Annotated in this window: 22 protein-coding genes; 15 read left to right on the top strand and 7 right to left on the bottom strand. The window is 69.1% G+C overall.

Translation table 11 applies throughout. The features are described from left to right. Positions 1–108: 108 nt before the first annotated feature. The 5 genes from FGX59_RS21590 to FGX59_RS21570 all read right to left on the bottom strand — a co-directional run bounded on the left by FGX59_RS21590 (position 109) and on the right by FGX59_RS21570 (position 7,150). On the bottom strand, positions 109–1,602 hold the full coding sequence (locus FGX59_RS21590) for a sodium:solute symporter (RefSeq protein ID WP_138469199.1): 1,494 nt from the start codon (positions 1,600–1,602) through the stop codon (positions 109–111). After that, a complete protein-coding gene (locus FGX59_RS21585) occupies positions 1,599–1,784 on the bottom strand; it encodes a hypothetical protein (protein WP_138469198.1) in 186 nt (61 codons plus the stop codon). Before FGX59_RS21585 ends, FGX59_RS21590 begins: the two co-directional genes overlap by 4 nt. A gap of 68 nt (positions 1,785–1,852) precedes the next feature. Next, positions 1,853–2,995 carry an FAD-dependent monooxygenase gene (locus FGX59_RS21580; RefSeq protein ID WP_138469197.1) on the bottom strand — a complete coding sequence of 381 codons (1,143 nt, stop codon included), beginning with the start codon at positions 2,993–2,995 and terminating at the stop codon, positions 1,853–1,855. A 242-nt stretch (positions 2,996–3,237) separates the two neighbouring features. Next, the gene (locus FGX59_RS21575; RefSeq protein ID WP_138469196.1) at positions 3,238–6,663 is read right to left on the bottom strand and encodes a molybdopterin cofactor-binding domain-containing protein; all 3,426 of its coding nucleotides are present in this window, start codon (positions 6,661–6,663) and stop codon (positions 3,238–3,240) included. Beyond that, complete coding sequence (locus tag FGX59_RS21570) at positions 6,656–7,150, bottom strand: (2Fe-2S)-binding protein (protein WP_240722627.1); 495 nt, start codon at positions 7,148–7,150, stop codon at positions 6,656–6,658. The genes FGX59_RS21575 and FGX59_RS21570 overlap by 8 nt, the downstream gene beginning before the upstream one ends. 267 nt (positions 7,151–7,417) lie before the next feature. Here FGX59_RS21570 and FGX59_RS21565 point away from each other — a divergent pair, with 267 nt between their 5' ends. From FGX59_RS21565 to FGX59_RS21530, 8 genes are all read left to right on the top strand, one after another. Further along, positions 7,418–7,852 (top strand): MarR family winged helix-turn-helix transcriptional regulator, encoded by a 435-nt coding sequence (locus FGX59_RS21565; RefSeq protein WP_138469194.1) that lies wholly within the window; start codon positions 7,418–7,420, stop codon positions 7,850–7,852. A 108-nt stretch (positions 7,853–7,960) separates the two neighbouring features. Then, complete coding sequence (locus FGX59_RS21560) at positions 7,961–8,635, top strand: TetR/AcrR family transcriptional regulator (protein WP_138469193.1); 675 nt, start codon at positions 7,961–7,963, stop codon at positions 8,633–8,635. Positions 8,636–8,804: 169 nt separating this feature from the next. Next, positions 8,805–9,506, top strand: coding sequence for an Asp/Glu racemase (locus FGX59_RS21555; RefSeq protein WP_138469252.1), 702 nt, complete (start codon positions 8,805–8,807; stop codon positions 9,504–9,506). A 68-nt stretch (positions 9,507–9,574) separates the two neighbouring features. Then, positions 9,575–10,357, top strand: a complete 783-nt coding sequence (locus tag FGX59_RS21550) for an alpha/beta fold hydrolase (RefSeq protein WP_138469192.1) — start codon at positions 9,575–9,577, stop codon at positions 10,355–10,357. 18 nt (positions 10,358–10,375) lie between these two features. Then, positions 10,376–11,407 carry a leucyl aminopeptidase gene (locus tag FGX59_RS21545; protein WP_138469191.1) on the top strand — a complete coding sequence of 344 codons (1,032 nt, stop codon included), beginning with the start codon at positions 10,376–10,378 and terminating at the stop codon, positions 11,405–11,407. A gap of 70 nt (positions 11,408–11,477) precedes the next feature. Continuing rightward, positions 11,478–12,098, top strand: a complete 621-nt coding sequence (locus tag FGX59_RS21540) for an isochorismatase family protein (protein ID WP_138469190.1) — start codon at positions 11,478–11,480, stop codon at positions 12,096–12,098. Positions 12,099–12,146: 48 nt separating this feature from the next. Further along, positions 12,147–12,761, top strand: a complete 615-nt coding sequence (locus FGX59_RS21535; protein WP_138469189.1) for a flavin reductase family protein — start codon at positions 12,147–12,149, stop codon at positions 12,759–12,761. Positions 12,762–12,790: 29 nt separating this feature from the next. Continuing rightward, entirely contained in the window at positions 12,791–13,660 is an 870-nt protein-coding gene (locus FGX59_RS21530; protein ID WP_138469188.1) for a Rossmann-like and DUF2520 domain-containing protein, read from the top strand. Positions 13,661–13,973: 313 nt separating this feature from the next. Here FGX59_RS21530 and FGX59_RS21525 read toward each other — a convergent pair whose 3' ends face one another. Next, a complete protein-coding gene (locus FGX59_RS21525) occupies positions 13,974–14,876 on the bottom strand; it encodes an N-acetylglucosamine kinase (protein ID WP_171060766.1) in 903 nt (300 codons plus the stop codon). Beyond that, positions 14,873–15,676 (bottom strand): DeoR/GlpR family DNA-binding transcription regulator, encoded by an 804-nt coding sequence (locus FGX59_RS21520; protein ID WP_138469186.1) that lies wholly within the window; start codon positions 15,674–15,676, stop codon positions 14,873–14,875. Before FGX59_RS21520 ends, FGX59_RS21525 begins: the two co-directional genes overlap by 4 nt. Positions 15,677–16,009: 333 nt before the next feature. On the opposite strand from FGX59_RS21520, the gene FGX59_RS21515 reads away from it, so the two are divergent. The 7 genes from FGX59_RS21515 to FGX59_RS21485 are packed head-to-tail and all read left to right on the top strand — an operon-like array spanning position 16,010 to position 23,953. Beyond that, positions 16,010–17,287 carry an ABC transporter substrate-binding protein gene (locus FGX59_RS21515; protein ID WP_206078406.1) on the top strand — a complete coding sequence of 426 codons (1,278 nt, stop codon included), beginning with the start codon at positions 16,010–16,012 and terminating at the stop codon, positions 17,285–17,287. A gap of 28 nt (positions 17,288–17,315) precedes the next feature. Next, on the top strand, positions 17,316–18,257 hold the full coding sequence (locus FGX59_RS21510; RefSeq protein WP_138469185.1) for a carbohydrate ABC transporter permease: 942 nt from the start codon (positions 17,316–17,318) through the stop codon (positions 18,255–18,257). Continuing rightward, positions 18,257–19,117, top strand: coding sequence for a carbohydrate ABC transporter permease (locus FGX59_RS21505; RefSeq protein ID WP_206078405.1), 861 nt, complete (start codon positions 18,257–18,259; stop codon positions 19,115–19,117). The genes FGX59_RS21510 and FGX59_RS21505 overlap by 1 nt, the downstream gene beginning before the upstream one ends. Positions 19,118–19,134: 17 nt before the next feature. Continuing rightward, the gene (locus FGX59_RS21500; protein WP_138469184.1) at positions 19,135–20,451 is read left to right on the top strand and encodes an alpha-glucosidase/alpha-galactosidase; all 1,317 of its coding nucleotides are present in this window, start codon (positions 19,135–19,137) and stop codon (positions 20,449–20,451) included. Continuing rightward, on the top strand, positions 20,423–21,574 hold the full coding sequence (locus tag FGX59_RS21495) for an ABC transporter ATP-binding protein (protein ID WP_305036030.1): 1,152 nt from the start codon (positions 20,423–20,425) through the stop codon (positions 21,572–21,574). The genes FGX59_RS21500 and FGX59_RS21495 overlap by 29 nt, the downstream gene beginning before the upstream one ends. A 30-nt stretch (positions 21,575–21,604) precedes the next feature. Continuing rightward, on the top strand, positions 21,605–22,693 hold the full coding sequence (locus FGX59_RS21490; RefSeq protein WP_138469183.1) for a phosphosugar isomerase: 1,089 nt from the start codon (positions 21,605–21,607) through the stop codon (positions 22,691–22,693). A gap of 12 nt (positions 22,694–22,705) precedes the next feature. Next, the gene (locus FGX59_RS21485; protein ID WP_138469182.1) at positions 22,706–23,953 is read left to right on the top strand and encodes a class II D-tagatose-bisphosphate aldolase non-catalytic subunit; all 1,248 of its coding nucleotides are present in this window, start codon (positions 22,706–22,708) and stop codon (positions 23,951–23,953) included. Positions 23,954–24,490: the final 537 nt, after the last annotated feature.

The following is a 24,490-nucleotide window of genomic DNA, read 5'->3' as shown; positions in this document are numbered from 1 at the left end:
GACGTCGCGGCAGACCGCGGGTCCGGAACGCAAGACGCCCCGCCATCGGCTGATGGCGGGGCGCCTGCGGGCCCTCTGGCGCGGGAGCGGCGCCCAGGACCCCGGGGATTACTCGGCCGGAACCGGGGCGGCGCCCGCGGGCTCCGCCTCGCCGTCGAGGAAGCCCTCGGTGACTGCCGCCTTTGCCGGGCGGGTGGCCAGGCTGACCGCGACGAAGAGCACCGTCGAGACCGGCAGGCCGAGCACGCCGGCATTCAGCCCGAAGAGCTTGTTGCCGGTGAGGTACATCCAGATCACGAAGGCCACGCCGCCGACGATCGAGGCGAAGGCGCCCGCCGCGGTGCCGCGCTTCCAGAAGAAGGCGCCGATGATGGCCGGGACGGCGACGATCAGGCCGGCCGAGGCCGCGACCGACAGGATGGCGATCATCGAGAACTCCATCGCCGCGAAGACCAGCGCCAGCACCGAGATCACCGGGATCACGACCTTGCCGATCTTCAGCTGGTGCGCGTCATCGGTGCACTGGGCGAGGTTGCCGTAGACGTCGCGGGCGAAGATCGAGCTGAGCGTCAGCAGGATCGAGTCGATGGTGGAGACCGCCGCCGCCAGGATTCCGACCATCACGATCACGCCGAGAAGCGGCGGCACGTAGTCCGAGGACAGCAGCGTCGCCGTCGCCAGGTCCGCGCGCTCGAGTTCCGGGAAGGCGACCAGCGCCGAGAAGCCCCAGGTCACCGAGACGATCGTGTAGACCAGCCCGAAGCACAGGAAGATCAGCAGCATCCGCTTCAGCGCGCCGAGCGAGGCCGGCATGAAGAGCCGCTGGCTGACCTGCGGGTTCGAGATCGAGAAGAAGAACCACGGGATGGTCAGGCCGAGGAAGGTGGTGAAGCTGAACAGCCCCGGTCCCGGCACTTGCAGCATCTCCGGACGGGTCTCGGCGATGGTGCCGAACATGCCGGTGAAGCCGCCGAGTTCCGACACGACGAGCACGCCGACCAGCACGGAGGCGACGATCATCACCAGCGCCTGCAGGCTGTCGGTCCACATCACCGAGCGGATGCCCGCCACATAGGAGAAGAAGATCGCCAGCACGGTCGCCACGATGATGCCCGCCGAGAAGGAGATCGCCCCGTCGGTCATGCCCGACAGCAGGTAGCCCACGCCCGAGAGCTGCACGGCGGAATAGGGGATCAGGAAGACCAGGCTGGTGATCCCGGCCGCGACCGCGACCCAGCGCGAGCCGTAGCGGTGGCCGAGCATCTCGGAGGGGGTGACATAGCCGTGGCGCTTGCCCGCCGCCCAGAAGCGCGGGCCGAAGATCGCGACCAGCGAGACCCCGGCGAAATAGACGATCTCGAAGCCGAGCGCGCCGACGCCGCCCTTGTAGGTGAGGCCCGCGAGCCCGACCATCATGAAGGCGGAATAGGTGGTGGCGGAATAGGACAGCGCCGAGATCATGCCGCCCATGTGGCGGCCGCCGAGGAAGTACTCGGACATCGACGAGGTCGCCTTGTCCGAGCCGCCGCGCGACAGATAGGCGACGACGCAGGAGATGACGATGTAGATCACGATCCCCCAGATCACGAGCGAGGCGGTCATTCGCCGTCCTTTCCGTAGCCGGCCATGGCCACTGCATTGAGAATGATGACGGCGATGCCGGCCAGCGACCAGAAGAGGAAGCTTCCGTACCAGGCGGCGATCTGTCCGATGAAGAGGTAGGGCACGGCGTAGCATGCCAGGATGATGAGTGCGAGAAGCACCAGTGCTGTCTTGCGGGTCATTCGCGTTTCCCTGTCGGTGTTGGCCAGGGCCGCGTCCGGCGTGCTGAACCGCCGGACGCGGCACCCGTTCAGGCGAGTTCTACGCCAAACGGCTCGTAGGCATAGACCCATGCCGGATCTTCGGGCTCCTTCAGCCAGGTATTGGCGTTGGAGATCGTCTGCACCTTGGTGGCGCGGTCCTTGCGGGTGTTCTCGTAGAGGCGGAAGGCATTGGCGTAGTCCTCGGCCCCGGTCAGCGACAGGCACCGCGCCAGGATGGCCGCGTCCTCGATCGCCATGCAGGCGCCCTGCGCCATGTGCGGGCGCATCGGGTGGCAGGCATCGCCCAGCATGACCAGGCGGCCGCGCGACCACAGGCCCATCGGATCGCGGTTCCAGAAGGGCCATTTGGTGACCTCTTCGGTGGCGTCGATCAGCCCCTGCACCATCGGGTGCGAGCCGCCGAAGATGGCTTCCATCTCCTCGCGCGAGCTTTCGACGAAGCTCGACTCGTGCTCCCAGCCATCGACCGGAACGCCGGTGACATAGTAGTATTCCGAGCCGTCATTCTTGGTCGCATAGGCCATGATGTGGCGCGACTGCTCCCACCACCATTTCACGCAGCGCTCGTATTCCAGGCCGGAATTGCGCAGCTTGTCCATGTTGACCAGCGCGCGGTGGCCGACCCAGCCCGAGAAGCGCGGCTTCTCGGCGCCCAGGAGCTTCTCGCGGATCATCGAGTTGATGCCGTCGGCGCCGACGACCAGCTTGGCCGCGACCTGCTTGCCGTTGTCGAAGCTCAGCAGCACGTCATTGTCGCGTTCCTGGATATCGGTCAGGCGGTGGCCGAAATGCACGCGCGAGGCATCCAGCGCCTCGATCTGCACCGCATGCATGTCGCCGCGGTGGATGGTGATGTAGGGGGCGCCGTATTCCTTCAGCGCGAACTCGCCCAGCGGGATCTCCGACAGGTACTCGCCGGTCAGGCCGTCGCGCGAGAACCAGTGGCTGGGATGCGAGCCGATCGAGGCCAGGCGCTCTTCCAGGCCGAGATGGCGGAAGATCTTCATGACGTTCGGGCCGATATGGATGCCGGCGCCGAGGCGGGTGAATTCGGGGGCCTGCTCGAAGCTGTGCACCGAGAAGCCCGCCTCGGTCAGCAGCGCCGCTGCCGCCGCGCCGCCGAGCCCTGCGCCGACGACGGCAATATCGATTTCTTCGACCGTGGTCATGTCCTGTGTCCTTCCGGCTGTCCTCTGATTTTTTGTTTGTGCACTAACGATATTTGTCCTGCATCATTTTCCTGCCCGAAAGGCGGATCTGCGATGGGGATTTCTGCCGTTTGCACAAATTTAAGGCAGAAATGCGCGGGAAATACTCGTTATTGCACTAACAACTTTTCGGGACAGTCCGGAGAAACGCAAACCCCCGGCCGACAGGGGGCCGGGGGCGGAAGGCGACTCGCGGCCGGGGATCAGCGCGCGGCGGGCGTGCCGTTCCAGGACGGCAGGTCGGGGGCGTAGCGGGCGCGCAGATAGCCCGCCAGCTCGTCGATCTGCGCCTCGGACAGCTCGGCCCCGAAGCCCGGCATGTCGCGCAGCGGCAGCGAAAGCGGCGCCTCGATCCCGTCGCGGATCACCGATTTCAGCCCCTCCGCCGAGGGCGCGCGGATCGCCGCGGACCGGCCCAGCGGCACCTGCGCGGCAGTCAGCGTGTCGGCGAGCCCGGGCTCGTGGCAGCTGGAACAGGCGGCGCGGAAAAGCCGCGAACTGGCATCGGGCAGCAGCGCGGCCTCGGCCGGAACCGGCGCCGGGGCGGTGCCGGGCGCGGCGAGCCCGGCCAGGTAGACCGACATCGCGCGGATATCCGCATCGGGCAGCGCGGTCAGGCTGTCGACCACCTCGCCCATCGGCCCCGAGGCGCTGGCGATGCCGGGCGCATGGCCCTCGCGCAGATAGGCGAAGAAGGCATCCGCGTCCCAGCCGCGCGTCGCCGTCGCCGTCCCGGCCAGCGCCGGGGCGTACCAGCCGTCGATCACCGCGCCCGACAGCGCCTTGGCACCGGTCGCTTCCGCGCCCATCAGGTTGCGCGGGCTGTGGCAGGCCGAGCAGTGGCCGGCGGCCTCCACCAGGTACTTGCCGCGGTTCCATTCCGCGCTCTGCGCCGGATCGGCGGTGAAGCCGGAGGCATCGTGGAAAAGCGTGTTCCAGACCGCATTGACCGGGCGCAGGTTGACCGGGGCGACCATCTGCGCGGCGGGCGTCTCGGCTTTCACCGGCTCCAGCGTCTGCAGATAGGCGTAGAGCGCCTGCATGTCCGCGCCGTCGATCTTGGCGAAGGAGGTATAGGGGAAGGCCGGATAGAGGTTGTGGCCGTCGCGCGAGATGCCCTTGCGCATCGCCCGGTCGAAGGCGGCGAAGGACCAGAGCCCCAGCCCGGTTTCGGGATCGGGCGTCAGGTTCGTGGTGAAGACCGTGCCGAAGGGCGTCTCCATCCCCCGCCCGCCGGCATTGGCGATGCCGTCTTCGGCAGTGTGGCAGACCGCGCAGTCGCCCGCGGCGAAGACCTGGCGGCCGCGCTCGATCGTCTCCGCCGAGAAGGTCGAGGCGGCGGGCGCGGGCTGCGGCGGGATCGAGCGGGCCATCGGGATCCCGACGGCGCCCAGCGTCAGCATCCCCGCCAGGCCGCCGGCCAGGCCGAGGAACCGCTTGCGCGCCTTGGGCGCGGCGGGCGGCGGGGCCAGCGCGGCGGGGGTGCCCGCAGCTTCGGCCAGCGCGGCGCGGACCTTGCCCGGGGTGAAGGGCGCCTCGCGCAGCCGCACGCCGGTCGCGTCGAAGATCGCGTTGGCGATGGCGGCGGCGGCTGGCACGGCAGCGCTCTCGCCGACGCCGAGCGCCGGTTCCTCGGGGCGCTCGATCAGCATGGAGCGGATCTCGGGCAGCTTGTCGAAGGTCTGGATCGGGTAATTCGCCCAGCTCTGCGGCGCCGGGGCGAGGGAATTGAAGCTGACCTCTTCATGCAGCGTCCGGCTGGCGGTCTGCATGACATTGCCGTGGATCTGCGCGCGCACCCCGTCGGGGTTGATGACCAGCCCCTGGTCCTGGCCGACGAAGACGCGGGTCAGCGTGACCTCGCCGGTCAGCGTGTCGACGGTGACATCGCAGACCCAGGCCGCGGCGGCCGCCGCCTTGCCCGGGAAGGTGCCGTGGACATAGGTCGCGTAGGCGAAGCCCTGGCCATAGGCCATCCGCCCCTCGCGGCGGAAGCGGGGGCCGGTGCGCTCTTCCCAGCCCGCCTCGGCGGCAGTGCGGCGCACCAGGTCGGCGGCGCGGGGATCGTCGAGATGGCGCAGCCGGAAGGCGACCGGATCCTCGCCCGCCTCATGCGCGAGCTCGTCCATGAAGCTCTCATGCGCGAAGGTGTTCGGCAGGGCCGAGACGCCGCGCATCCAGGCCGCGCGCACCATCGGCGCCATGTCGTGGACGGTGATCTTCTTGTTGGGCACGCGGTAGGGCGGCACCGTGGTGCGGTCGCCCATGTCGGAGTCCCGCGGCTCGGGCGAGATGCGTCCCGTCAGCAAGAGCGACAGGTTCGGGCCGCGGTTCGACGGGTACCAGGTGTCGAGCGCATAGGCATGCAGATCCCCTGCCCCGCCGATCCCGCCCGAGACCTCCATCAGCTGCGCGGCGCCCTTGGGTTCCCACAGCGTCTCCTGCGCGCGGGTCAGCTGCACCCGGACGGGGCGGCCGATGGCGCGGGCCAGGATCAGCGCGTCGCCGCAGACATCGTCGGCGCAGTTGCGGCCGTAGCAGCCGGCCGCCTGCAGCCGCCGGATCTCCACCGCCTCCGGGTCGAGCCCGGCCAGCAGCCCCAGGTCGCCGCGCAGCATGTGCGGGTTCTGCGTGCCGCTCCAGACGATCGGCTTGCCGCCATTCCAGTCGGCCACCGCGCAGGAGGGCCCGATCGAGCCGTGCAGGTGGTAGGGCCAGACATAGGTCCGGTCGAGCCGGATGCCGCATTCGCCGATGGCGCGGTCGAAATCGCCCGAGCGGTCGAGCGCGCGCGGCGTCGAGGGCGCGGCCTTCAGCGCGTGCTTCAGATCCGACAGATCCGGCGCGGGCGGCGGCATCCGCCAGTTGACGGGCAGCGCCTCGGCGATCCGCTGCGCTTGGTGCGCGGTCTCGGCGACCACGGCGAGGAAGTCGCCCTCGCGCACCACGGCGATGAAGCCCGGCAGGCCCGAGACGGCGGCCTCGTCATGGGAGATCAGGCTGCGGCCGATGAAATCGCCGCTGTCGCGCCCGGCATAGGGCGGACGGACCACATGGCCATGGACCATGTCAGCGACCACGAGATCCTGGATGTAGGAGAAATCCGCCTGCACCTTGGCGGGCAGGTCGACCCGGCCCGCGGGCGTGCCGACGATGCGGTAGGCGGAGGGATCCTTGACCGGCATCTCGTCGTCGAGCCGCATCGCCACGTCCTTGCCCGCGGCCAGCGCGGCATAGGTGACCGCGGTGTCCTTCCACAGGATCGCGCCGTCGCGGCTCTCCACCCCGTCCATCGGCGCGTTGAGCCGGCGCGCGCCCTCGCCCGCCAGATAGTGGCGCAGCTGAGCGGCGGCCTTCCTCAGCGGCACGGCGGCGATCTGGATCGTCTCGGAGGCGATGGTCGCCCCCTGGTCCGGCGTGCGGGCCGTGTCGCCCAGCACCATCGCCACGCGCGCCAGCGGCAGATCGAGCTCTTCGGCCACGATCTGCGCCAGCGCGGTCTCGACGCCGGTGCCCAGGTCGACATGGCCGTTATAGGCCGTCGCCAGCCCGTCGCCGTCGATCTGGACATGGGTGAAGCGGCCTTCGGGACGGTCCTCGAAGACGGAGATCAGGCCGGTTTCAGACATGTGCGGTTCCCCCGGCGGCGGCGAGCAGCTCTGCCGCGCGCTCCACTGCCTCGATGATTTCCTGATGCGTGCCGCAGCGGCACAGGTTGTCGCGCATCCCCTGGCGGATCTCGTCGCGGCTCGGGCGCGGATTGGCGCGCAGAAGCGCCACGGCCGAGATCACCATTCCGTTCAGGCAGTAGCCGCATTGCGCCGCCTGGGCCTCGACGAAGGCCTGCTGCACCGGGTGCAGCCCGTCCGGACCGGCCAGCCCCTCCAGCGTGACGACATCGGCGCCCTCGACCCGCGCGGCGCGCAGCACGCAGGCCCTTGCCGGGCGGCCGTCGACCAGGATCGAGCAGGCGCCGCATTGCGCCATGCCGCAGCCGTATTTCGGCCCCTTCAGCCCCAGCTCCCCGCGCAGAAGGTCGAGAAACACCCGGTGGCGGTCGGTCTCGGCCGTGACCGGACGGCCGTTCAGCGTGAAGGATACGGATTGCGGGGACACGGCTGCTCCTTTCGGGTCGGTCCGGATCCCTTGCCCGGCATTTTGGATGTATACAAACATTCTCGGCGTCCAGGGCAGCCCAAACCGGCATTCCGGGCCATCCGGACCGAAATTGTGCTGATGAAATGTGCAATTTGCAACGCGATTGGGCAAATACCCCCGCGAAACGTTTTCCGGTTGTCGGCCGCGGCGAAAGGATGCCATCCCGGAGCTCCGAATCCCGGGCAAGACTGGGATCGCCGGTTCCCCGAAGAAGGAAGACAGGTCATGGCGCCGCTGGAAGAAGATGCCGAGTACAAGCTTGACGAGCAGGTGGGCTTTGCGCTCCGCAAGGCGTACCAGCGCCACATGACCATCTTCTCCGAGCACAATCCCGGCGGGCTGACCTCGATGCAGTTCTCGACGCTCTACCGGCTGGCCACCGAACCGGGGCCGATCTCGCAGAACGCGCTGGGGCGGCTGGTGGCGATGGATGCCGCGACCACCAAGGGGGTGATCTCGCGGCTGCAGGCGCGCGGGCTCGTCGAGACCGAGCGCGACCTGGTCGACAAGCGCCGCTACATGCTGCGCACCACGCCCGAGGGGCGCAAGCTGCTGGCCGAGATGCTGCCGACGATGAAGCAGATTACCGCCGACACGCTGGCCCCGCTGGAGCCCGAAGAGGCCGCCACGCTGCTGGAGCTGCTGCGCCGGATCAGCTAGGCCCGCGGCCCGCGAAATAATTACTCGACTGAATAATTATTTTCCCGGATCCCTTGTCCGGGCCTCTCTGCCATGGTTCATGAAGGGATGCCGCCGGAAAGGAGCCCGATGAGCCAGACGCAGGAACCCCGCCGCAAGCCCGGCCGACCCAAGGCGGGCGACGACCAGCGCGACGTGCGCGACGCGATCCTGGACCAGGCCGAGGCCTGCTTCGCCGCCGCGGGCTTCGCCGGCGCCTCGCTGCGCGACATCGCCACGCGGGCGGGGGTGAACCAGGCGCTGCTGCGCTACTATTTCGGCTCCAAGCAGGATCTCTTCGACGCGGTCTTCCGCCGCCGCGGCGGCATGATCTCGGGGCGGCGGCATGTGCTGCTGGACCGCGCCCTGGCCGAGCCCGAACCTTCGGTCGAGTCGCTGGTGCGCGCCTATCTGCGCCCGCAATGGGAGATGAAGCAGTCCGGCCCCGGCGGCGCCGCCTTCATCGCCCTTCAGGCCCGCGTCCATGCCGAGCCCGAGGCCCATGCGCTGGAGCTGCGCCGCGAGGTCTACGACCCCTCGCTGAAACGCTATATCGACGCGCTTTCCGGGCAGCTGCCGGGCATCCCGCGCGACCTCGTGGCCACCCGCATGGCCTTCCTGGTCGGCGCCTATCTCTTCATGCTGAACGATCTCGGCCGACTCGCCGATCTCAGCGAGGGCCAGATCCGCGAGATTGCCGAGGAGGAGATGCTGGAACAGCTCGTCCGCTTCCTCTCGGCCGGCCTAAAGGCGCCCGGAATTTAGGCAAACGCCCCAAGAGACCTCTAAAATCCATCTTTTTTCCGAGTTTGTATGTACACAAGTGATTTTTTCATTATTCATCGACTGAATAATAAAGTTAGCTACCCCAGAGGAAGGTGACCACATGAAAACCTATCGCATCGGACAGATCGTCCCCAGTTCCAACATCACCATGGAGACCGAGATCCCGGCCCTCCTGCGCGCCCGCGAGATGGTCGCGCCCGAACGCTTCACCTTCCACTCGTCGCGGATGCGGATGAAGCACGTGACCAAGGAAGAGCTGGCGAAGATGGATGCCGACAGCGACCGCTGCGCGCTGGAGCTGTCGGATGCCGGCGTCGACGTGATGGGCTATGCCTGCCTCGTCGCCATCATGTCGATGGGCCATGGCTACCACTGCAAGTCGGCCGAACGGCTGAGCCAGGTGACCCGCGACAACGACATGCCCGCCGAGGTCATCACCTCCGCCGGCGCGCTGGTCGAGGGGCTCAAGGCGATGGGCGCGAAGAAGATCGCCGTCGTCGCCCCCTACATGAAGCCGCTGACCGAGATGGTCGTCGACTACATCCGCAACGAGGGCTTCGAGGTCGTCGACTACCGCGCGCTGGAGATCCAGAACAACCTGGACGTCGCCGCGCATGACCCGATGAACCTGCCGGGCATCGTCGCCGGGATGGACACCGCCGAGGCCGATGTCATCGTGCTGTCGGCCTGCGTGCAGATGCCATCGCTGCCGGCCGTGACCACGGTCGAGGCGCAGAGCGGCAAGCCGGTGCTGACCGCCGCGGTCGCGACCACCTGGTCGATGCTCAAGGCGCTCGACCTGCCGACCCGCGTGCCGGGTGGCGGCGCGCTCCTGTCCGGCGCCTACTGAGCGCCCGCGGGAACAGGAACCAAGGCCGGGCGGCGACGCCCGGCGCAGAAGACGAGAGAGGAGCCGAGATGGGCTTTGGCTACAACATCAACGCGAACGGCATCCGCCAGCACCTGATCCGCTGGGACGGGCCCGCGGGCGCGAAGCAGCTGCTTCTGGTGCCGGGCATCACCTCGCCCGCGATCACCTGGGGCTTCGTCGCCGAGCGGCTGGCGGAGACCTTCGAGGTCCACGTGCTCGACGTGCGCGGCCGCGGCCTGTCGGAGACCGGCGACCTGGACTATTCGCTCGACGCCATGGCCGATGACGCCATCGCCATCGCCGAGCAGATGGACAGCCCCATCCTGATGGGCCATTCGATGGGCGCCCGGATCGCGATCCGCGCCAATGCCCGCAACGCCGCGCCCTTCGCCGGCTACATCCTGGTCGATCCGCCCGTCTCCGGGCCGAACCGCCGCGCCTATCCGTCGAAATGGCCCTGGTACGGCGACAGCATCATGATGTCGAAGCGCGCCATCAGCTTCGACGAGATGAAGACCTTCTGCCCGACCTGGACCGACGAGCAGGTCGCGCTGCGCGCCGAATGGCTGCATACCTGCCACTGGGGCGCGATCCGCATCGCCTTCGACGGCTTCCACACCGACGACATCCACCAGGATCTGCCGAAGATCGAGAAGCCCGCGCGGCTGGTCATCGCCGGCGGCGCCACGGTCATCGAACAGGCCGACCAGGAAGAGATCGCCGCGCTTGCGCCGAAGATGCAGCAATGCATCGTCGAGGAGGCCGGGCACATGATCCCCTGGGACGATCTGGAGGGCTTCCTCGAAGCCGTCATGGACTTCAACGCATAACCGACAGGGAAACGGAACATGGATCACGCGAGCTTCACCGAGATCTGCCTGCATCAGCTGAAGATGTCGGGCGTGCAGAAGGACGAGCGCCTGATTGTCCTGACCCAGGGCAACGAGCGGCTGGACTATGCCGATGCCTTCATGGCCGCGGGCATGCGGCTGGGCGCCAACATGTACCACATGCGCCTGCCCTCCCCGCCGGTCGTCGGCGCCTGGGCGGTGGGCCAGACCGGCCTGGCGGCGATGCCCGAGGCGGTCGAGGCGCTGAAGAACTGCGACATGCTGATCGACTGCATCTTCCTGCTCTTCTCCCCCGAGCAGTTCGCCATCCAGGCCGCGGGCACCCGCATCCTGACCGCGGTCGAGCCGCCGGAGCTGCTGGCGCGGATGCTGCCGACCCAGGAGATCCGCGAGAAGGTCACCATCGCCGGCGCCATGGTCGACGCCGCCAAGGTGATGCGCATCACCTCGCCGCACGGCACCGACGTGACCTACAAGCTGAACACCTATCCCGCGGTCACCGAATATGCCTGCACCGACGAGCCGGGCCGCTGGGACCACTGGCCCTCGGGCTTCGTCTTCACCGGCGGCGACGATGACGGCGTCGACGGCACCATCGTGGTGGCCCCGGGCGACATCCTGCTGCCGCAGAACATGTATGTCCGCGACCCGATCACCTACACGATCGAGAAGGGCTGGATCACCGATATCCGCGGCGGGCTCGATGCCGAGCTGGTGAAATCCTACATGGCCGCCTTCAACGACAACCGCGGCATGGGCATGAGCCATGTCGGCTGGGGCATGAACCCCAATGCCAAATGGCACAACATGGTGCCCGGCGCCTTCCCGGGCGGCATGGGCATGGAGCCGCGCGCCTTCTACGGCAACGTGATGTTCTCCACCGGCCCGAACAACGAGCTGGGCGGCCCGAACGACACCGCCTGCCACCTCGATATCCCGATGCGCGGCTGCTCGCTCTTCCTCGATGACGAGCCGATCGTCATCGACGGCGACATCGTCGTGAAGGAAATCGCGATGGAGCGCGCCTGACCGGCCGCTCTCCCCTGTGCCCCGCGCCGGATGTCCCCCGGCGCGGGGCGCGCCTTCTGACGAGGATCCCATGTCCCAGGAACAGACCTACAAGGCCGCAGGCTTCGGCGCCGACGTGCCGCGCGGCACCCGTCCCGCCATCGTCGTCGTGGATTTCTCCTACGGCTTCACCGACCTGCAATACCCGACCGCCTCGGATGCCGCCGCCCAGATGGCGGCGACCAAGCGGCTCTGCGACATCGCCCGCGCCAAGGGCTATCCGGTCGTCTTCACCACCATCGCCTACCATCCGGGCGAAGTGGACAAGCTGCCCTGGCTGAAGGTCGCCACCGGCATGCGCGCGCTGATCGAGGGAACCCGCCTCGTCGAGATCGACGCCGCCACCGGCATCCAGCCGCAGGACGCCGTCGTCACCAAGAAAGGCGCCTCGTCCTTCTTCGGCTCGACCCTGGCCGCGCTCCTGACCGGGGCAGGCACGGATACGGTCGTGGTCTGCGGCGCCACCACCTCGGGCTGCGTGCGCGCGACCGTGGTCGATGCCGTCCAGACTGGCTTCAACGTGCTGGTCCCGGCCGATTGCTGCGCCGATCGGGCGCAGGCGCCGCATGACGCGAACCTTTACGACATGGGCCAGAAATACGCCGATGTCACCGATGCGGACGACATTGCCGCCTGGCTGGAGAGCCTGTGACATCCGGGCGGGCACCCTGCCCGCCCCAGACCCCGAAGGGAGAGTGCCTTGTTCTACCGCATTGCCGATGACCGCCCGCTGCCGCGCGATCCGCTGACCGCCATCGTCTCGCCCCGGCCGATCGCCTGGATCACCACGCGCGGCGCCGACGGACAGGTGAACCTCTCGCCCTATTCCTTCTTCACCGCCGTGGCCTACAGCCCGCCGCAGGTCATCGTCTCCTCGATCGGCAACAAGCCCGACCGCGATGCCGGCAAGGACACTTTCGCCCAGGCCTCGGCCACGGGCATGCTGTGCATCAACATCGCGGGCTACGAGGACCGCGAGGCGGTCAATGCCTCCTCCGCGCCCTTTCCGGCCGGGGTGAACGAGGCCGCGCATCTGGGGCTGGAACTCGCCGAATGCGAGACCATCGACTGCCCGCGCCTGGCGGGCGCCGCGGCGTCGCTGGAATGCCGGCTGATCCAGGTGGTCGACCTGGAGGGCGAGGCCAACCGGCTGATGATCGCCCGGATCGAGGCGATTCACCTGCGCGACGACTGCGTCACCGAAGAGGGCCGTTTCGACGTGACCCGCTACAAGCCGCTGACCCGGCTGGGCTATGCCGATTTCGGCGCGATCGAGACCGTCTTCGCCATGCCGCGGCCGCGCCTGCCGGAATAGCGCGCCCCGGCTTGCGCCGTCCGCCGCGGATGGGCCATAGCAGGCCCCGTCAACGGAGGGAGCGGATCATGCCCAGCGTCAACATCATCGGCACCGGCAAGGTCGGGCGCACGCTCATGGCGCTGGTCGCCGCGCTGCCCGGCACGGAGCTGCGCGACGTCCTGAGCCGCAGCCCTGCCTCTGCCGCGGAGGCCGTCGCCGCCACCAGCGCCGGGCGCGCCGCGGCCACGCTCGCCGGGATGCGCCCCGCCGATCTCTGGGTGCTCTCGGTGCCCGATGACAGCATCGCCAAGGTGGCCCAAGCACTGGCCGAAGCGCGCGGCGACGCGGCCGCGGCGCTCCATTGCAGCGGCTTCCTCCCGGCGCAGGCGCTCGAGCCCCTGCGCGCGCAGGGCTGGGCTGCGGCAAGCTGCCATCCGGTGCTGAGCTTTGCCGATCCGCAGATCGCCGCCCGCCAGTTCCCCGGCACCTGCTGCGCCATCGAGGGCGACGCCCCGGCCGTGGCGCTGGCCCGCCGGCTGGTCTCGGACTGCGGCGGCGTGCCCTTCGATGTCGATCCGGAGCGCAAGGCGCTCTACCACGCGGCGGCGGTCTTCTCGAACAACTTCGCCACCGTGCTGCAGGCGGTCGCCCGCGAAGCCTGGCTGGAGGCCGGGGTGCCGGAGGAGATCGCCGCAGAGCTCGGCCGGACGCTGCTCTCAGGCACGGCGGAAAGCGTGGGGCGCCTCGGCCCGGCCGCAGCGCTGACCGGCCCTGCCGCGCGCGGCGACACCGATCTGATGCGCCTGCAGGAAGCTGCCGTGACCGCCTGGCGCCCGGAGGCCGGCGCGCTCTATGCCGCGATGAGCCGGTTGGCGCGGGCGCTCAAGGAGACCGGCACCGCCCTGCCCGGCAACTGACCTCTATTCATCACGCCCCGCGACGCATCACTGTGCAAACGGCCGCAATCCCGTGGGCGCAGCCTCTCAAGGAGACCGGCTGTGCCCGGCGCCGCGACGAGGACCGAGCGCCGCACGTCACGCGCTGCGACCTATCAAAGGGCGGGCGACCAGAATCCGTACGACGCGGCAGCTCAAGAAACCAGCGTCGCTTTGCCCCGGAGACGAAGTCCGAGCGCCACGCGTCACATCGCCGAGCGGCCAACCGCAATTCGAATGACGCGGCAACGCTGAGAAACCGGCCCTGCCCGGCGACGGGGACTGAATCCGCGCGTCATGCCCCGCGGCGCATTGCCGGGCGGGCGGCCGCCGCGGCGGCGCGCAATAGAGCGGCGGAGAGCGCGTCGCGGACCGGCGGCTGCGGCGGGGTGCCGACCGCGGCGGCGACGGCATCGGCGAAGGCGGCAGAGCGGAAGGTGCTGCCGGCATGGCTCCAAGCGCAGGGACCGGTGCGGGCGGCAAGCGCGGCGTGATGCTCGGCCAGCGCGGCGCCGGCCGCGGCCAGCAGCGCACCGGCCACCGGATCGCCCGCCCCGGCCAGCGCGTCGACCTTGCGCGCCAGCCCGGCAATCGCCGAGCGCGGATGCGCCGCCGCCGCCAGCCAGCCCATCAGCCGCTGCAGCGGATCGCCCGCGCCGCCCAGATGCGCCAGCAGCGCCCGGCCGAAATCCGTCCCGGGACTGCGCCCGTCGATCTCGCGCGAAAGGCGCGCCAGCGCGGCGCGGCCGATGGCATGGGCGCTGCCCTCGTCGCCGATCTCCGCGCCGAAGCCGCCCGCCCGGAGCCAGCCGCCCGTCGCGGCCCGCCCGACCGCCATGGACCCGGTCCCCGACAGCAGCAGCACGCCCGCGCCGCCGCCGAAGGCGCCGCAATGCGCCAGCTCGACATCGTTCATCAGCTCCAGCGGACAGGAGAGCCGCGCGCGCAGATAGTCCGCGACCTGCGCGTCGAGCGCCGCCGCCTCGCCCCAGCCCGGCAGGCCGAGACAGGCGGCCGAGACCTGCCCGGCCAGCGCTCCGGCCGCGGCGAAGAGCTGGTCATAGGCAGCCTGCCAGGCGGGATTGTCCTGCGGATTGACCCCGCCCGCCTCGGCGCGGAAGACCGGCTGGCCGTCGTCCTCCGCGATTGCCATCCGCGCCGTGCTGCCGCCGCCGTCGAAGCCGAGGACCAGGGTCATTTCCGCGCGCCCTCCGCCAGGGTCAGCGCCGGGGCCGGTTCGGCGATGATCAGCTCGCAGCCCCAGTCGCGCGCCCGTTCCTGCCATTCCGGCGCCAGAGCCGAGCTGCCGACGATGGTCGCGCCGCGCGGCACATGGCCGACCGCGAAGGTCGCGCGGCGGCCGAATTTCGCCGCGGTCGCCAGGATCAGCCGGCGGCTGGAACGCTCGATCATCAGCGCGTTGAGCTGCGCCTCGCTGCTGTCGACCGAATAGATCATCCCCGCCTCGTCGATCGCGCCGACCCCCAGCATCAGCGTGTCGAGCCAGATCGACCGCAGCATCTGCTCGGCCAGCGGGCCGACGAAGCTGGCATTCTCGTTCCGGAGCGTGCCGCCGATCAGGTTGACCCTGAGCCGCGCGACATTGAAGAGCTCCTGCGCGACCCGCAGCCCGTTGGTGAAGACCAGCCCCGGGACCGGTTCCAGCCGCATCAGGCTGGCGACCTGCATCACCGTCGTGCCGGCATCGAGAAAGACCGAGCCATGCGGCTCGATCAGCGCATAGGCGGCCTGGGCGATCGCGCGCTTCTCGGCGATGTCCTGGCTCTCGCGCATGTCGAAGCCCAGCTCGATGCTCGAGCCCTGCGCCAGCCGCGCTCCGCCATGGAAGCGGTCGATCGTGCCGTCCTCCTCGAGCTGGGCGAGGTCGCGGCGGATGGTGGCGATCGAGGCATTTGTCGCCTGGGCCAGCTCGCCGATGCTGGTCGTGCCATGGGCATAGAGATGGGCGAGGATGGCGTCGAGGCGGCTGGATTTCATTGGCGATGTCCCGGCATTGTTCGCGCCCAGTCAACGAAACTCGCGCCACCGGGTCAAGCCATTCGCTCATTATACGTCATGATTCCGAAACTTTATCGCTCACCCATGACGCAAAATCCCCCGACTTTCCTGAATATGAGGCCGTATTCGGCCGTTTCGCGCAAAATCTCGGCAGTTCGACTGATTGAATCGCTCACATATTGGGCAAGATAGCGTCTTTAATCGCTCACGTTAGAAAGGACTTGATGATCTTATTTGAGCGTTTAACGCTTTCCTCAGAGAACGGGACTCATGTCGGGGTCCGGTTCCGGAAAAAACGACAAGACACCCAACATGGAGTTAGAGATGCGGTTCTCCGACCATTTCCGCGCGCGCCGCTGCGTGCTCGGACTGCCCCTTGCCCTGTCCGCCGCGCTTGTCGCCGCCATGGCGCAAGCCGAGGAAATCACCGTCCTGCTGCCAGGCGGCGGCTATCCCGCGAGCGTGATCGAGGAGTTCACCGCCGAGACCGGGATCGAAGTCGACCAGCAGACCCTGGCCTGGGACCAGCTGCACACCCGGATCATCACCGCGCTGGTGGCGGGCACCGCCCCGGCCGACGTGATCGAGCTCGACTGGTCCTGGGTCGGCCAGTTCGGCGCGGCCGGCTGGCTCGAGCCGCTTGACGACGTGCTCGACCCCTCGGCGCTGGAACAGGTCTCGGTGCTGCCGATCTTCCAGGCCGGCGGCAAGACGCTGGGCGCCCCCTACAACAACGATTTCAAGATGATGGTGGTCAATACCGCGCATCTCGAAAAGGCCGGGATCACCGCGCCGCCCACAACCGTGGACGAGCTTCTGGCCGCAGGCCGCGCCGTCAAGGAGGCGGGCATCACCGAGCATCCCTTCGGCCTGCCCCTCTCGGTCGGCGAGGCGACCTCCACCGCCTGGTACCTGATCACCATGATGTATGGCGGCGACCTCTTCGACGCCGATGGCAACCCCGCCTTCACCGACCCCGAGTCGGGCGGCTACAAGGCGCTCGAGTTCATCCGGACCGCCGTCGAGGAGGGGCTGATCGATCCGGCCTCCACCGCCTATGGCAACCCCGAGGTGCGCGAGGCCTTCAAGGCCGGCGACATCTCCTTCATCCTCTCCGACGGGCCGGGGCCGCTGTCGACCTATAACGACCCGGAGAAATCCGCCATTGCCGGGCAGAGCGCCGCCTCGGTCGTGCCCAATGTCTCGGGCGAGACCCGCACCTACGGCCTGCCCGAGGCGCTGGCCGTACCCTCCGCCTCCGGCTCCAAGGATGCCGCGGTCAAGTTCATCAACTTCGTCATGTCGAAGGAAATGCAGGAGAATGTCTACACGCTCGACGGCACGCTGCCGACGCGCAAGGACGCGCTGGCCGATCTGAACGCAGCCGGCACGCTGGAATCGGGCGACGCGATCGTCGCGCAGGTCGGCGCGGTCGGACCGCTCTTCGACGGCGGCACCCCGCCCTGGTACCCGCCCTTCTCCAACGCCGCCGCCGCGGCCGTGAACGCGGTCGCCATCGGCCAGATGTCGGTCGACGAGGCCGTCGCCTCGATCGCGCGCGCCGCCGAGGACGCGCGGGCCGAGTACTGAGCCAGGCAAGAGGACGGAGGCAGCCCGCATGAGCACACCCGACGCCGCCCTGGCGCCACCCTTCGCGGCCGAGGTGCCGAAGCCCGGCCTTCTGCAGCGGGTCTCCAGCGATGCCGGGCTCGGCATCGTGCTGGCCTTGCCGGTGGTGATCCTGATGGCCGCCTTCGTCTTCGTGCCGGTGGCGCTGACCGCCTGGGACAGCTTCCACCGGGTCACGCCGATGCTTCCCGGAGAGCCCTTCGTGGGCTTCCGGAACTACACCCGGATGCTGTCGGATCCGGCGGTGCGCAATGCCTGGTGGAACACCTGGTTCTATGTCGCCGCCGCGGTCTCGCTGGAACTGGTGCTGGGCCTCGGCGCGGCGCTGCTGCTCAACGGCATGAAGCACGGGCGGCGCTGGCTGCTGGCGGCGGTGATCCTGCCCTGGGCGCTGCCGCCGGTCGTCAATGCCATGGTCTGGTCCTGGATCTACAACCCGCATTACGGGCTCCTGAACGGGCTCCTGATGCGCTTCGGCCTGATCGGCGAGGCGCGGGTCTGGATGAACGACCAGGCCAGTGCGCTGATCTGCGTCACGCTGGTCCATGTCTGGCGGATGATGCCGCTGAATGCGGTGATCCTGCTGGCGGCGCTGCAGACCATCCCGCGCGAGCTCTACGAGGCGGCCGAGGTCGACGGCGCGGGACGGCTGAAAACGCTGCGGCTGGTGACGCTGCCCTTGATCTCGGGCGCGCTCGGCATCGCGCTGACGCAATCGACGATCACCGCCTTCAACATCTTCGACGAGGCCTGGATCCTCGCCAAGGCCAGCGCGCTGACCCGGCCGATCCAGGGGCAGATCTACATGACCGCCTTCCAGGACCTGAAATTCTCCTACGGCATGGCGATGTCGATCACGGTGATGCTGGTCTCGATCCTGGTCTCCTCCGTCTACGTGCTGCGCATCTACCGCGAAACGAGGTTCGACTGATGACTGCCCTCCATCTGCGCCGGGCGGGAATGGCGCTGGCCGCGATCCTCCTGCTGATCTGGTCGCTCGGCCCGGTCTACTGGGCGCTGGCCACTTCGCTGATGAAGCCCACCGACATCGCCGCCTCGCCGGTCAACCTGGTGCCGCCGTCGATCACCTTCGAGCATTACGCCAAGCTGGTGGGCGGCCTCTTCGGCCAGCCGGACGAGACCGGGATCTGGCGCGACTTCCTGCGCGCGCTGGGGAACAGCCTGGTGCTGGCGGGCGGCGCGACCATCGCCACCACGGCGATCGCCGCCATCGCCGCCTATGCCGCCGTGCGGCTGGAATTCCCGGGCCGCAACCTGGTCTTCTACATGATCGTCGCCACGCTGGCCGTGCCGGGCTACACGGTGCTCATCCCGCTCTACCGGATGATGGTCGGGCTCGGCTGGGTCGACACCTATGGCGGGATCATCCTGATCTACATTTCGGCCTACCTGCCGCTCTCGATGTGGCTGATGCGCTCGGTCTACGAGTCGCTGCCGCTGTCGATCGAGGAGGCCGCCTTCCTCGACGGCGCGGGACGGCTCTACACGATGGTCCGCATCGTCATGCCGCTGGCCCTGCCCGGGCTGATCGCGGCCGCGATCCTGACCTTCCTCGGCGCCTGGGGCCAGTTCGCCGTGCCGCTGGTCTTCGCGCCCACTGCCGCGACCAAGCCGCTGACCGTGCTGATCCCGGAATTCGCCACGAAAAACTATGTCGATTACGGCCTGATCAACGCCGCGGGGGTCTTCGCGATGATCCCGCCCGCGCTGGTCGTGATCTTCCTCAACCGCTTCCTGCTGAGCGGCCTGATGGCCGGCACCGGCAAGTAGACCTTTCGGAGAGACCCATGACCAAGATCACCCTCATCGGCGCGGGCAGCACCGTCTTCGCCCAGAACATCCTCGGCGACATCCTCTCGCGCCCCGCCTTCGCCGACTGCACCATCGCGCTGCACGACATCGACGGCGACCGGCTCTCCACCTCGGAGATCGTCACCCGCCGCATCTGCGAGGCGCTGGGGCTGTCCAAGGTGCGGATCGAGGCGACGATGGACCGCCGCACGGCGCTGGCCGATGCGCGCTTCGTCATCCTGATGTTCCAGGTCGGCGGCTACCGGCCCTCGACCGTGATCGATTTCGACGTGCCGAAGAAATACGGGCTGCGCCAGACCATCGCCGACACGCTGGGCATCGGCGGCATCTTCCGCGCGCTGCGCACCATCCCCGTGCTCCAGGGCATCGCGCAGGACATGGAGGAGCTGTGTCCGGACGCGCTCCTGATGAACTACGTCAACCCGATGGCGATGAACTGCTGGGCGCTGGCGGAACTGGCGCCCGAGCTGCAGACCGTCGGGCTCTGCCATTCGGTCCAGCACACCGCGCAGCACCTGGCCGAATGCCTGGGCGAGGACATCCGCGACATCGACTATGTCTCGGCGGGCATCAACCACGTCGCCTTCATGCTGAAATACGGCAAGCGCCATGCCGATGGTTCGTTCGAGGACCTCTATCCCCGCCTGCAGGAGCTGGCGCGCTCGGGACAGGTGCCCGATGACGACCGCGTCCGCTTCGACATGCTGCGCCGCTTCGGCCATTTCGTCACCGAAAGCTCCGAGCATTTCTCGGAATACGTGCCGTGGTACATCAAGCGCGGGCACGAGGAGCTGATCGACAGGCTCAACATCCCGCTCGACGAATACCCCCGCCGCTGCGAGCGCCGGATCGGCGAATGGGAGGAGCAGCGCCGCGAGCTCGAGGGCGCCAGGCCGATCGAGGTCTGCCGCTCGGACGAATACGCCTCCGCCATCCTCAATGCCGTCGTCACCGGCGAGCCCGAGCTGATCTACGGCAACGTGCCGAACCGCGGGCTGATCTCCAATCTCGACCCGGCGGCCTCGGTCGAGGTGCCCTGCCATGTCGACCGCAACGGCATCCAGCCGGTGCGCATCGGCCGCATGCCGCCCGAGCTTGCCGCCGTCATCCGGCTGAGCACCAATGTCCAGGAGCTGACCGTCGCCGCCGCCCTGACCGGCAAGCGCCACTATGTCGAGCAGGCCGCGATGCTCGACCCGCACACCGCCGCCGAACTCGCCCCCGACGAGATCGCGGCCCTTGTCTCCGACATGATCGAGGCGCATGGCAACATGCTGCCGCAGCTTCGCTGAGGGCGCGCCGATGACCCAGGTCCAGATCGCGCAGCTGCGCAAGTCCTACGGCCATCACGAGGCGCTGCACGGCATCGACATCGCCATGGAAAGCGGCGAATTCGTGGTGCTGGTCGGCCCCTCGGGCTGCGGGAAATCCACGCTCCTGCGGATGATCGCCGGGCTCGAGGACGTCACCTCGGGCGCGATCGCCTTCGACGGGCGGGTGATGAACCTGGTCCCGGCCAAGAAGCGCGACATCGCCATGGTGTTCCAGAACTACGCGCTCTACCCGCATCTGACGGTGCGCGAGAACATGGGCTTCTCGCTGAAGCTGCGCAAGGTGCCCCTGCCCGAGCGCAATGCCCGCGTCGAGGCCGCCGCCGAAAGCCTCGGGCTCGGCCATCTGCTCGACCGCTTCCCCCGCCAGCTCTCGGGCGGGCAGCGCCAGCGCGTCGCCATGGGCCGCGCGGTGGTGCGCGAGCCCGCGCTCTTCCTCTTCGACGAGCCGCTCTCAAATCTCGACGCCAAGCTGCGCGTCCAGATGCGCACCGAGATCAAGCAGATGCACCGCAAGGTGAAAGCGACGATGATCTACGTCACCCATGACCAGGTCGAGGCGATGACCATGGGCGACCGGATCGTGGTGATGCGCGACGGCATCGTCGAGCAGGCCGGCCCGCCGATCGAGCTCTACGACCGTCCGGCCAACGAATTCGTCGCGGGCTTCCTCGGCTCGCCCTCGATGAACATGCTCGATGCCGTGCTTTCGGCGGATGGCGCATCGGCGGTGCTGGGCGACGGCAGCCATGTCGCGCTGCCGGGCCATGTCGAGGGCGGCGCGGGCCGCGCCCTGCGGCTGGGGCTGCGCCCCGAGGACCTGCTGCCCTCCGAGACCGGCATCCCCTTCGAGATCGACGTGATCGAGCCCACCGGCGCGGAGACCATCGTCATGCTGCGCAACCCGGCCATCCTCGGCGAAGGCAGCCTCTGCCTGCTCCTGCGCGAGCGCCTGCCGCTGGCGCCCGGCCAGGAATTGCGGATCGCGCCGAAGCCCGGCGCGGCGCATCTCTTCGACCCCGGCAGCGGAACCCGCATCGACCCGGTGCTCCGTTCCGAACCGCTGCGCGCCGCCGCGCGCTGACCCGGCCCCTCCGATGAAAGACGCAAGACAATGAGTTTCGAACATTCTTCCGCCACCTGGTCCGAAATCCTCGCCCAGCCGGAAATCTGGCGCGGCTGGGCGGAGCCGCTGGCGCGCGAGGCGGCCGCGACGCGGGACTGGATCGCGGCCGCGGGCATCCGCGAAATCTGGCTCTGCGGCGCGGGCAGTTCGGCCTTCATCGGCGACGTCCTTGCGGCGGGCATCGCCACCGGTCCGGGCGGCGCACGGATCCGCGCGGTGGCGACGACCGATGCGGTGGCCTGCCCGGCCGATTATGTCGGCAGCGGCGAGGGCCTTCTGGTGGTGCAGTTCGGCCGCTCCGGCGACAGCTCGGAAAGCATCGGCATGCTCGACCTCCTGGATGCGGCGATGCCCCGGGCGCACCGGCTGCATGTCACCTGCAATCCCACGGGCGCGCTGGCCTGCCGCGCCGCGCCCGATCCCGGGCGGCTGCGCGTGCTGCGCTTGCCCGAGGCGACCCATGACACCGGCTTCGCCATGACCTCGAGCTTCACCACGATGCTGCTTTCGGCGCTGGCCTGCCTCGATCCCGGCTTCGACGCCGCGGCCGAGCTGCCGGAGCTGGCCGATCAGGCCGGAACGCTCCTGGCCGCGCTCGCCGCCGAGCCCGAAGCACGCTGCCCGGAGCGGGCGGTCTTCCTCGGCGCCGGTCCGCTGAAGGGGCTGGCGCGGGAGGCGGCGCTGAAAGTGCTGGAGCTGACCGCGGGCGCCTGCCCGACGCAATGGGACAGCCCGCTCGGCTACCGCCACGGGCCGAAGGCGGCGATCGCGCCGGGCACGCTGGTCGCCGTGATGATCCATCCCGACCCCTATACCGCGCGCTACGATCTCGATGTCGCGGCCGAGCTGCGCAGCCAGTATCCGGGCATCGCCGTCGTCACGCTGGGCCCGGACGGCTGCGATCTGGAGGTCGCCGCGGGCGATCCCCGCGCGGCGGCCGTGCTGCATGTGCTGGCCGCGCAAGTCTGGGCGGTGCGCTGGTCGGCGGAGCTCGGGCTCGAGGTCGACAACCCCTTCTCCGCGGGCACGCTCTCGCGCGTGGTCTCGGGGGTGACGCTCTACCCCTGGGCGGCCTGAGGAGCGCGCGCCATGCTCGACCTGCCCGCAGGCATCCGCCGCAACCGCGCCCGGGGCGATTTCGCCTTCGCCTCGGTCTGCTCCTCCCATCCCGACGTGCTGGCCGCCGCGCTCGGCCTGGCGCGCGACCGCAACCGGCCGGTCATCGTCGAGGCCACCTGCAACCAGGTGAACCAGTTCGGCGGCTATAGCGGCATGACCCCGGCCGGGTTCCGCCGCTTCGCCGAGGACCTCGCGCGGCAGGAAGGCTGCCCGGCGGAGCTGGTCAGCTATGGCGGCGACCATCTGGGCACCCAGCCCTGGCGCGACCGCCCCGCCGAGGAGGCGCTGGCCCTGGCCGGGACCCTGGTCGCGGATTTCGTCCGGGCGGGCTTCACCAAGATCCATCTCGACTGCTCCGAGGGCTGCCTGGGCGAGCCGCGCCAGCTCGGCGATGCTACCGTGGCCGCCCGCGCCGCGCGGCTGGCGCTGGCCTGCGAGGCGGCCGCGCCCGACCCGTCGCGGCTGAGCTATGTCATCGGCACCGAAGTGCCGCCGCCCGGCGGCGCGCGGCAGGAGGGCGAGCTGGTCGCGCCGACCGATCCGGCCAATGCCCGCCGCACCCTCGCCGCCCATCGCGACGCCTTCGCCGCCGCGGGCCTCGCCCATGCCTGGCCGCGCGTCGCCGCGCTGGTGGTGCAGCCCGGGCTGGAATTCGGCCCCGCCCATGTCGACCGCTTCGACGCCGCGCTGCCCGATCTCCTCAGCCCGGTGCTCGACGGCTTCCCCGGCCTCGCCTTCGAGGCGCATTCGACCGACTACCAGGAGGCCGCGGTCTTCGCCGAGCTAGCCCGGCGCCATTTCGCCGTGCTGAAGGTCGGCCCGGCCCTGACCTTCGCCTATCGCGAGGCGGTCTATGCGCTGTCGCATGTCGATGGCTGGCTGAACGGCACCCCGCATCTGTCTGCACTGATGGAGGCGGCGATGCAGGCCGATCCCGGCCCCTGGCGCGGGCACTACCACGGCTCGAACGCGCATGACGTCAAGCTGATGCGCCATTTCGGCCTGGCCGACAGGATCCGCTACTACTGGGCGCAGCCCGGCGTGCAGGACGCCGTCGCGGCCCTGGCCGAGCGCATCGACACGGCAGAGGCCCTGCCCGAAGCGCTCCTCCAGCAGTACATGCCCGGCGCAGACCTGCCGTCCCGGGCCGGCGGCAGCCGCTTCCGCCACCTGGTCCGGGCCCGCATCGCCCGCGCCCTGGAGCCCTACCTGATCTGACCACGCCCGCGGCGGGCCGCGCCTCCGGCCATCTCCGGCCGGCCTTGCCCCTGAAAAGCGGTCCTCCCTGAAGCCGGCTTTCGAGCCAGATGGAGGATTGGAAGACAGGACAGATCGCAGCCGGATCAGGGATTGATCCCGAGAGGCCTTGTTGCGCAAATGCGTCTGGGGATTCACTGCCGAATCCAGCATGATAGCTGGCGGCCATAAGCAGACCGGCGAAGACCGCGCACAAGACCACCAACTGGCGTAGCTAGCGAGCCGTTGCGCGCCACCGGTCCGAGCGCAACGGCGAGCGAGGCGCCGAGGCAGCGCGGATCGCAGACCGTCTGGTTCGATCCTTCGATGCAATGGGCAGCGGCGCCTTCCGTGGGGCGCCCCCGCGGGCAGGCACGCAGCGGTAAGGAGGATCAGGAATTGATCCGGGGGATTAGTCACCTGGAACTAAAGTCCCTGACATACGGTCTTTTGGCAGAAGCGCTTCACTGAGGCGAGAATTTCGTCTGCGGACTTGTGCCAGCGATAGGGCTTGGGTTC

The sequence above is a fragment of the Poseidonocella sp. HB161398 genome (assembly GCF_005870025.1).
Lineage (GTDB): Bacteria > Pseudomonadota > Alphaproteobacteria > Rhodobacterales > Rhodobacteraceae > Mangrovicoccus.
The sequence above is the reverse complement of the archived record's forward strand: the minus strand, read 5'-3'. Positions and strand labels throughout refer to the sequence as shown.

Bases quoted from the DNA above. Each gene is read 5' to 3' on its own strand.
- FGX59_RS21520 (WP_138469186.1), bottom strand. From the start codon at position 15,676: ATGAAATCCAGCCGCCTCGACGCCATCCTCGCCCATCTCTATGCCCAT.
- FGX59_RS21555 (WP_138469252.1), top strand. From the start codon at position 8,805: ATGGAGACCGAGATCCCGGCCCTCCTGCGCGCCCGCGAGATGGTCGCG.
- FGX59_RS21550 (WP_138469192.1), top strand. From the start codon at position 9,575: ATGGGCTTTGGCTACAACATCAACGCGAACGGCATCCGCCAGCACCTG.
- FGX59_RS21485 (WP_138469182.1), top strand. From the start codon at position 22,706: ATGCTCGACCTGCCCGCAGGCATCCGCCGCAACCGCGCCCGGGGCGAT.
- FGX59_RS21560 (WP_138469193.1), top strand. From the start codon at position 7,961: ATGAGCCAGACGCAGGAACCCCGCCGCAAGCCCGGCCGACCCAAGGCG.
- FGX59_RS21525 (WP_171060766.1), bottom strand. From the start codon at position 14,876: ATGACCCTGGTCCTCGGCTTCGACGGCGGCGGCAGCACGGCGCGGATG.
- FGX59_RS21510 (WP_138469185.1), top strand. From the start codon at position 17,316: ATGAGCACACCCGACGCCGCCCTGGCGCCACCCTTCGCGGCCGAGGTG.
- FGX59_RS21585 (WP_138469198.1), bottom strand. From the start codon at position 1,784: ATGACCCGCAAGACAGCACTGGTGCTTCTCGCACTCATCATCCTGGCA.
- FGX59_RS21495 (WP_305036030.1), top strand. From the start codon at position 20,423: ATGGCAACATGCTGCCGCAGCTTCGCTGAGGGCGCGCCGATGACCCAG.
- FGX59_RS21575 (WP_138469196.1), bottom strand. From the start codon at position 6,663: ATGTCTGAAACCGGCCTGATCTCCGTCTTCGAGGACCGTCCCGAAGGC.
- FGX59_RS21580 (WP_138469197.1), bottom strand. From the start codon at position 2,995: ATGACCACGGTCGAAGAAATCGATATTGCCGTCGTCGGCGCAGGGCTC.
- FGX59_RS21545 (WP_138469191.1), top strand. From the start codon at position 10,376: ATGGATCACGCGAGCTTCACCGAGATCTGCCTGCATCAGCTGAAGATG.
- FGX59_RS21590 (WP_138469199.1), bottom strand. From the start codon at position 1,602: ATGACCGCCTCGCTCGTGATCTGGGGGATCGTGATCTACATCGTCATC.
- FGX59_RS21500 (WP_138469184.1), top strand. From the start codon at position 19,135: ATGACCAAGATCACCCTCATCGGCGCGGGCAGCACCGTCTTCGCCCAG.
- FGX59_RS21530 (WP_138469188.1), top strand. From the start codon at position 12,791: ATGGGCCATAGCAGGCCCCGTCAACGGAGGGAGCGGATCATGCCCAGC.
- FGX59_RS21505 (WP_206078405.1), top strand. From the start codon at position 18,257: ATGACTGCCCTCCATCTGCGCCGGGCGGGAATGGCGCTGGCCGCGATC.
- FGX59_RS21490 (WP_138469183.1), top strand. From the start codon at position 21,605: ATGAGTTTCGAACATTCTTCCGCCACCTGGTCCGAAATCCTCGCCCAG.
- FGX59_RS21540 (WP_138469190.1), top strand. From the start codon at position 11,478: ATGTCCCAGGAACAGACCTACAAGGCCGCAGGCTTCGGCGCCGACGTG.
- FGX59_RS21515 (WP_206078406.1), top strand. From the start codon at position 16,010: ATGGAGTTAGAGATGCGGTTCTCCGACCATTTCCGCGCGCGCCGCTGC.
- FGX59_RS21565 (WP_138469194.1), top strand. From the start codon at position 7,418: ATGGCGCCGCTGGAAGAAGATGCCGAGTACAAGCTTGACGAGCAGGTG.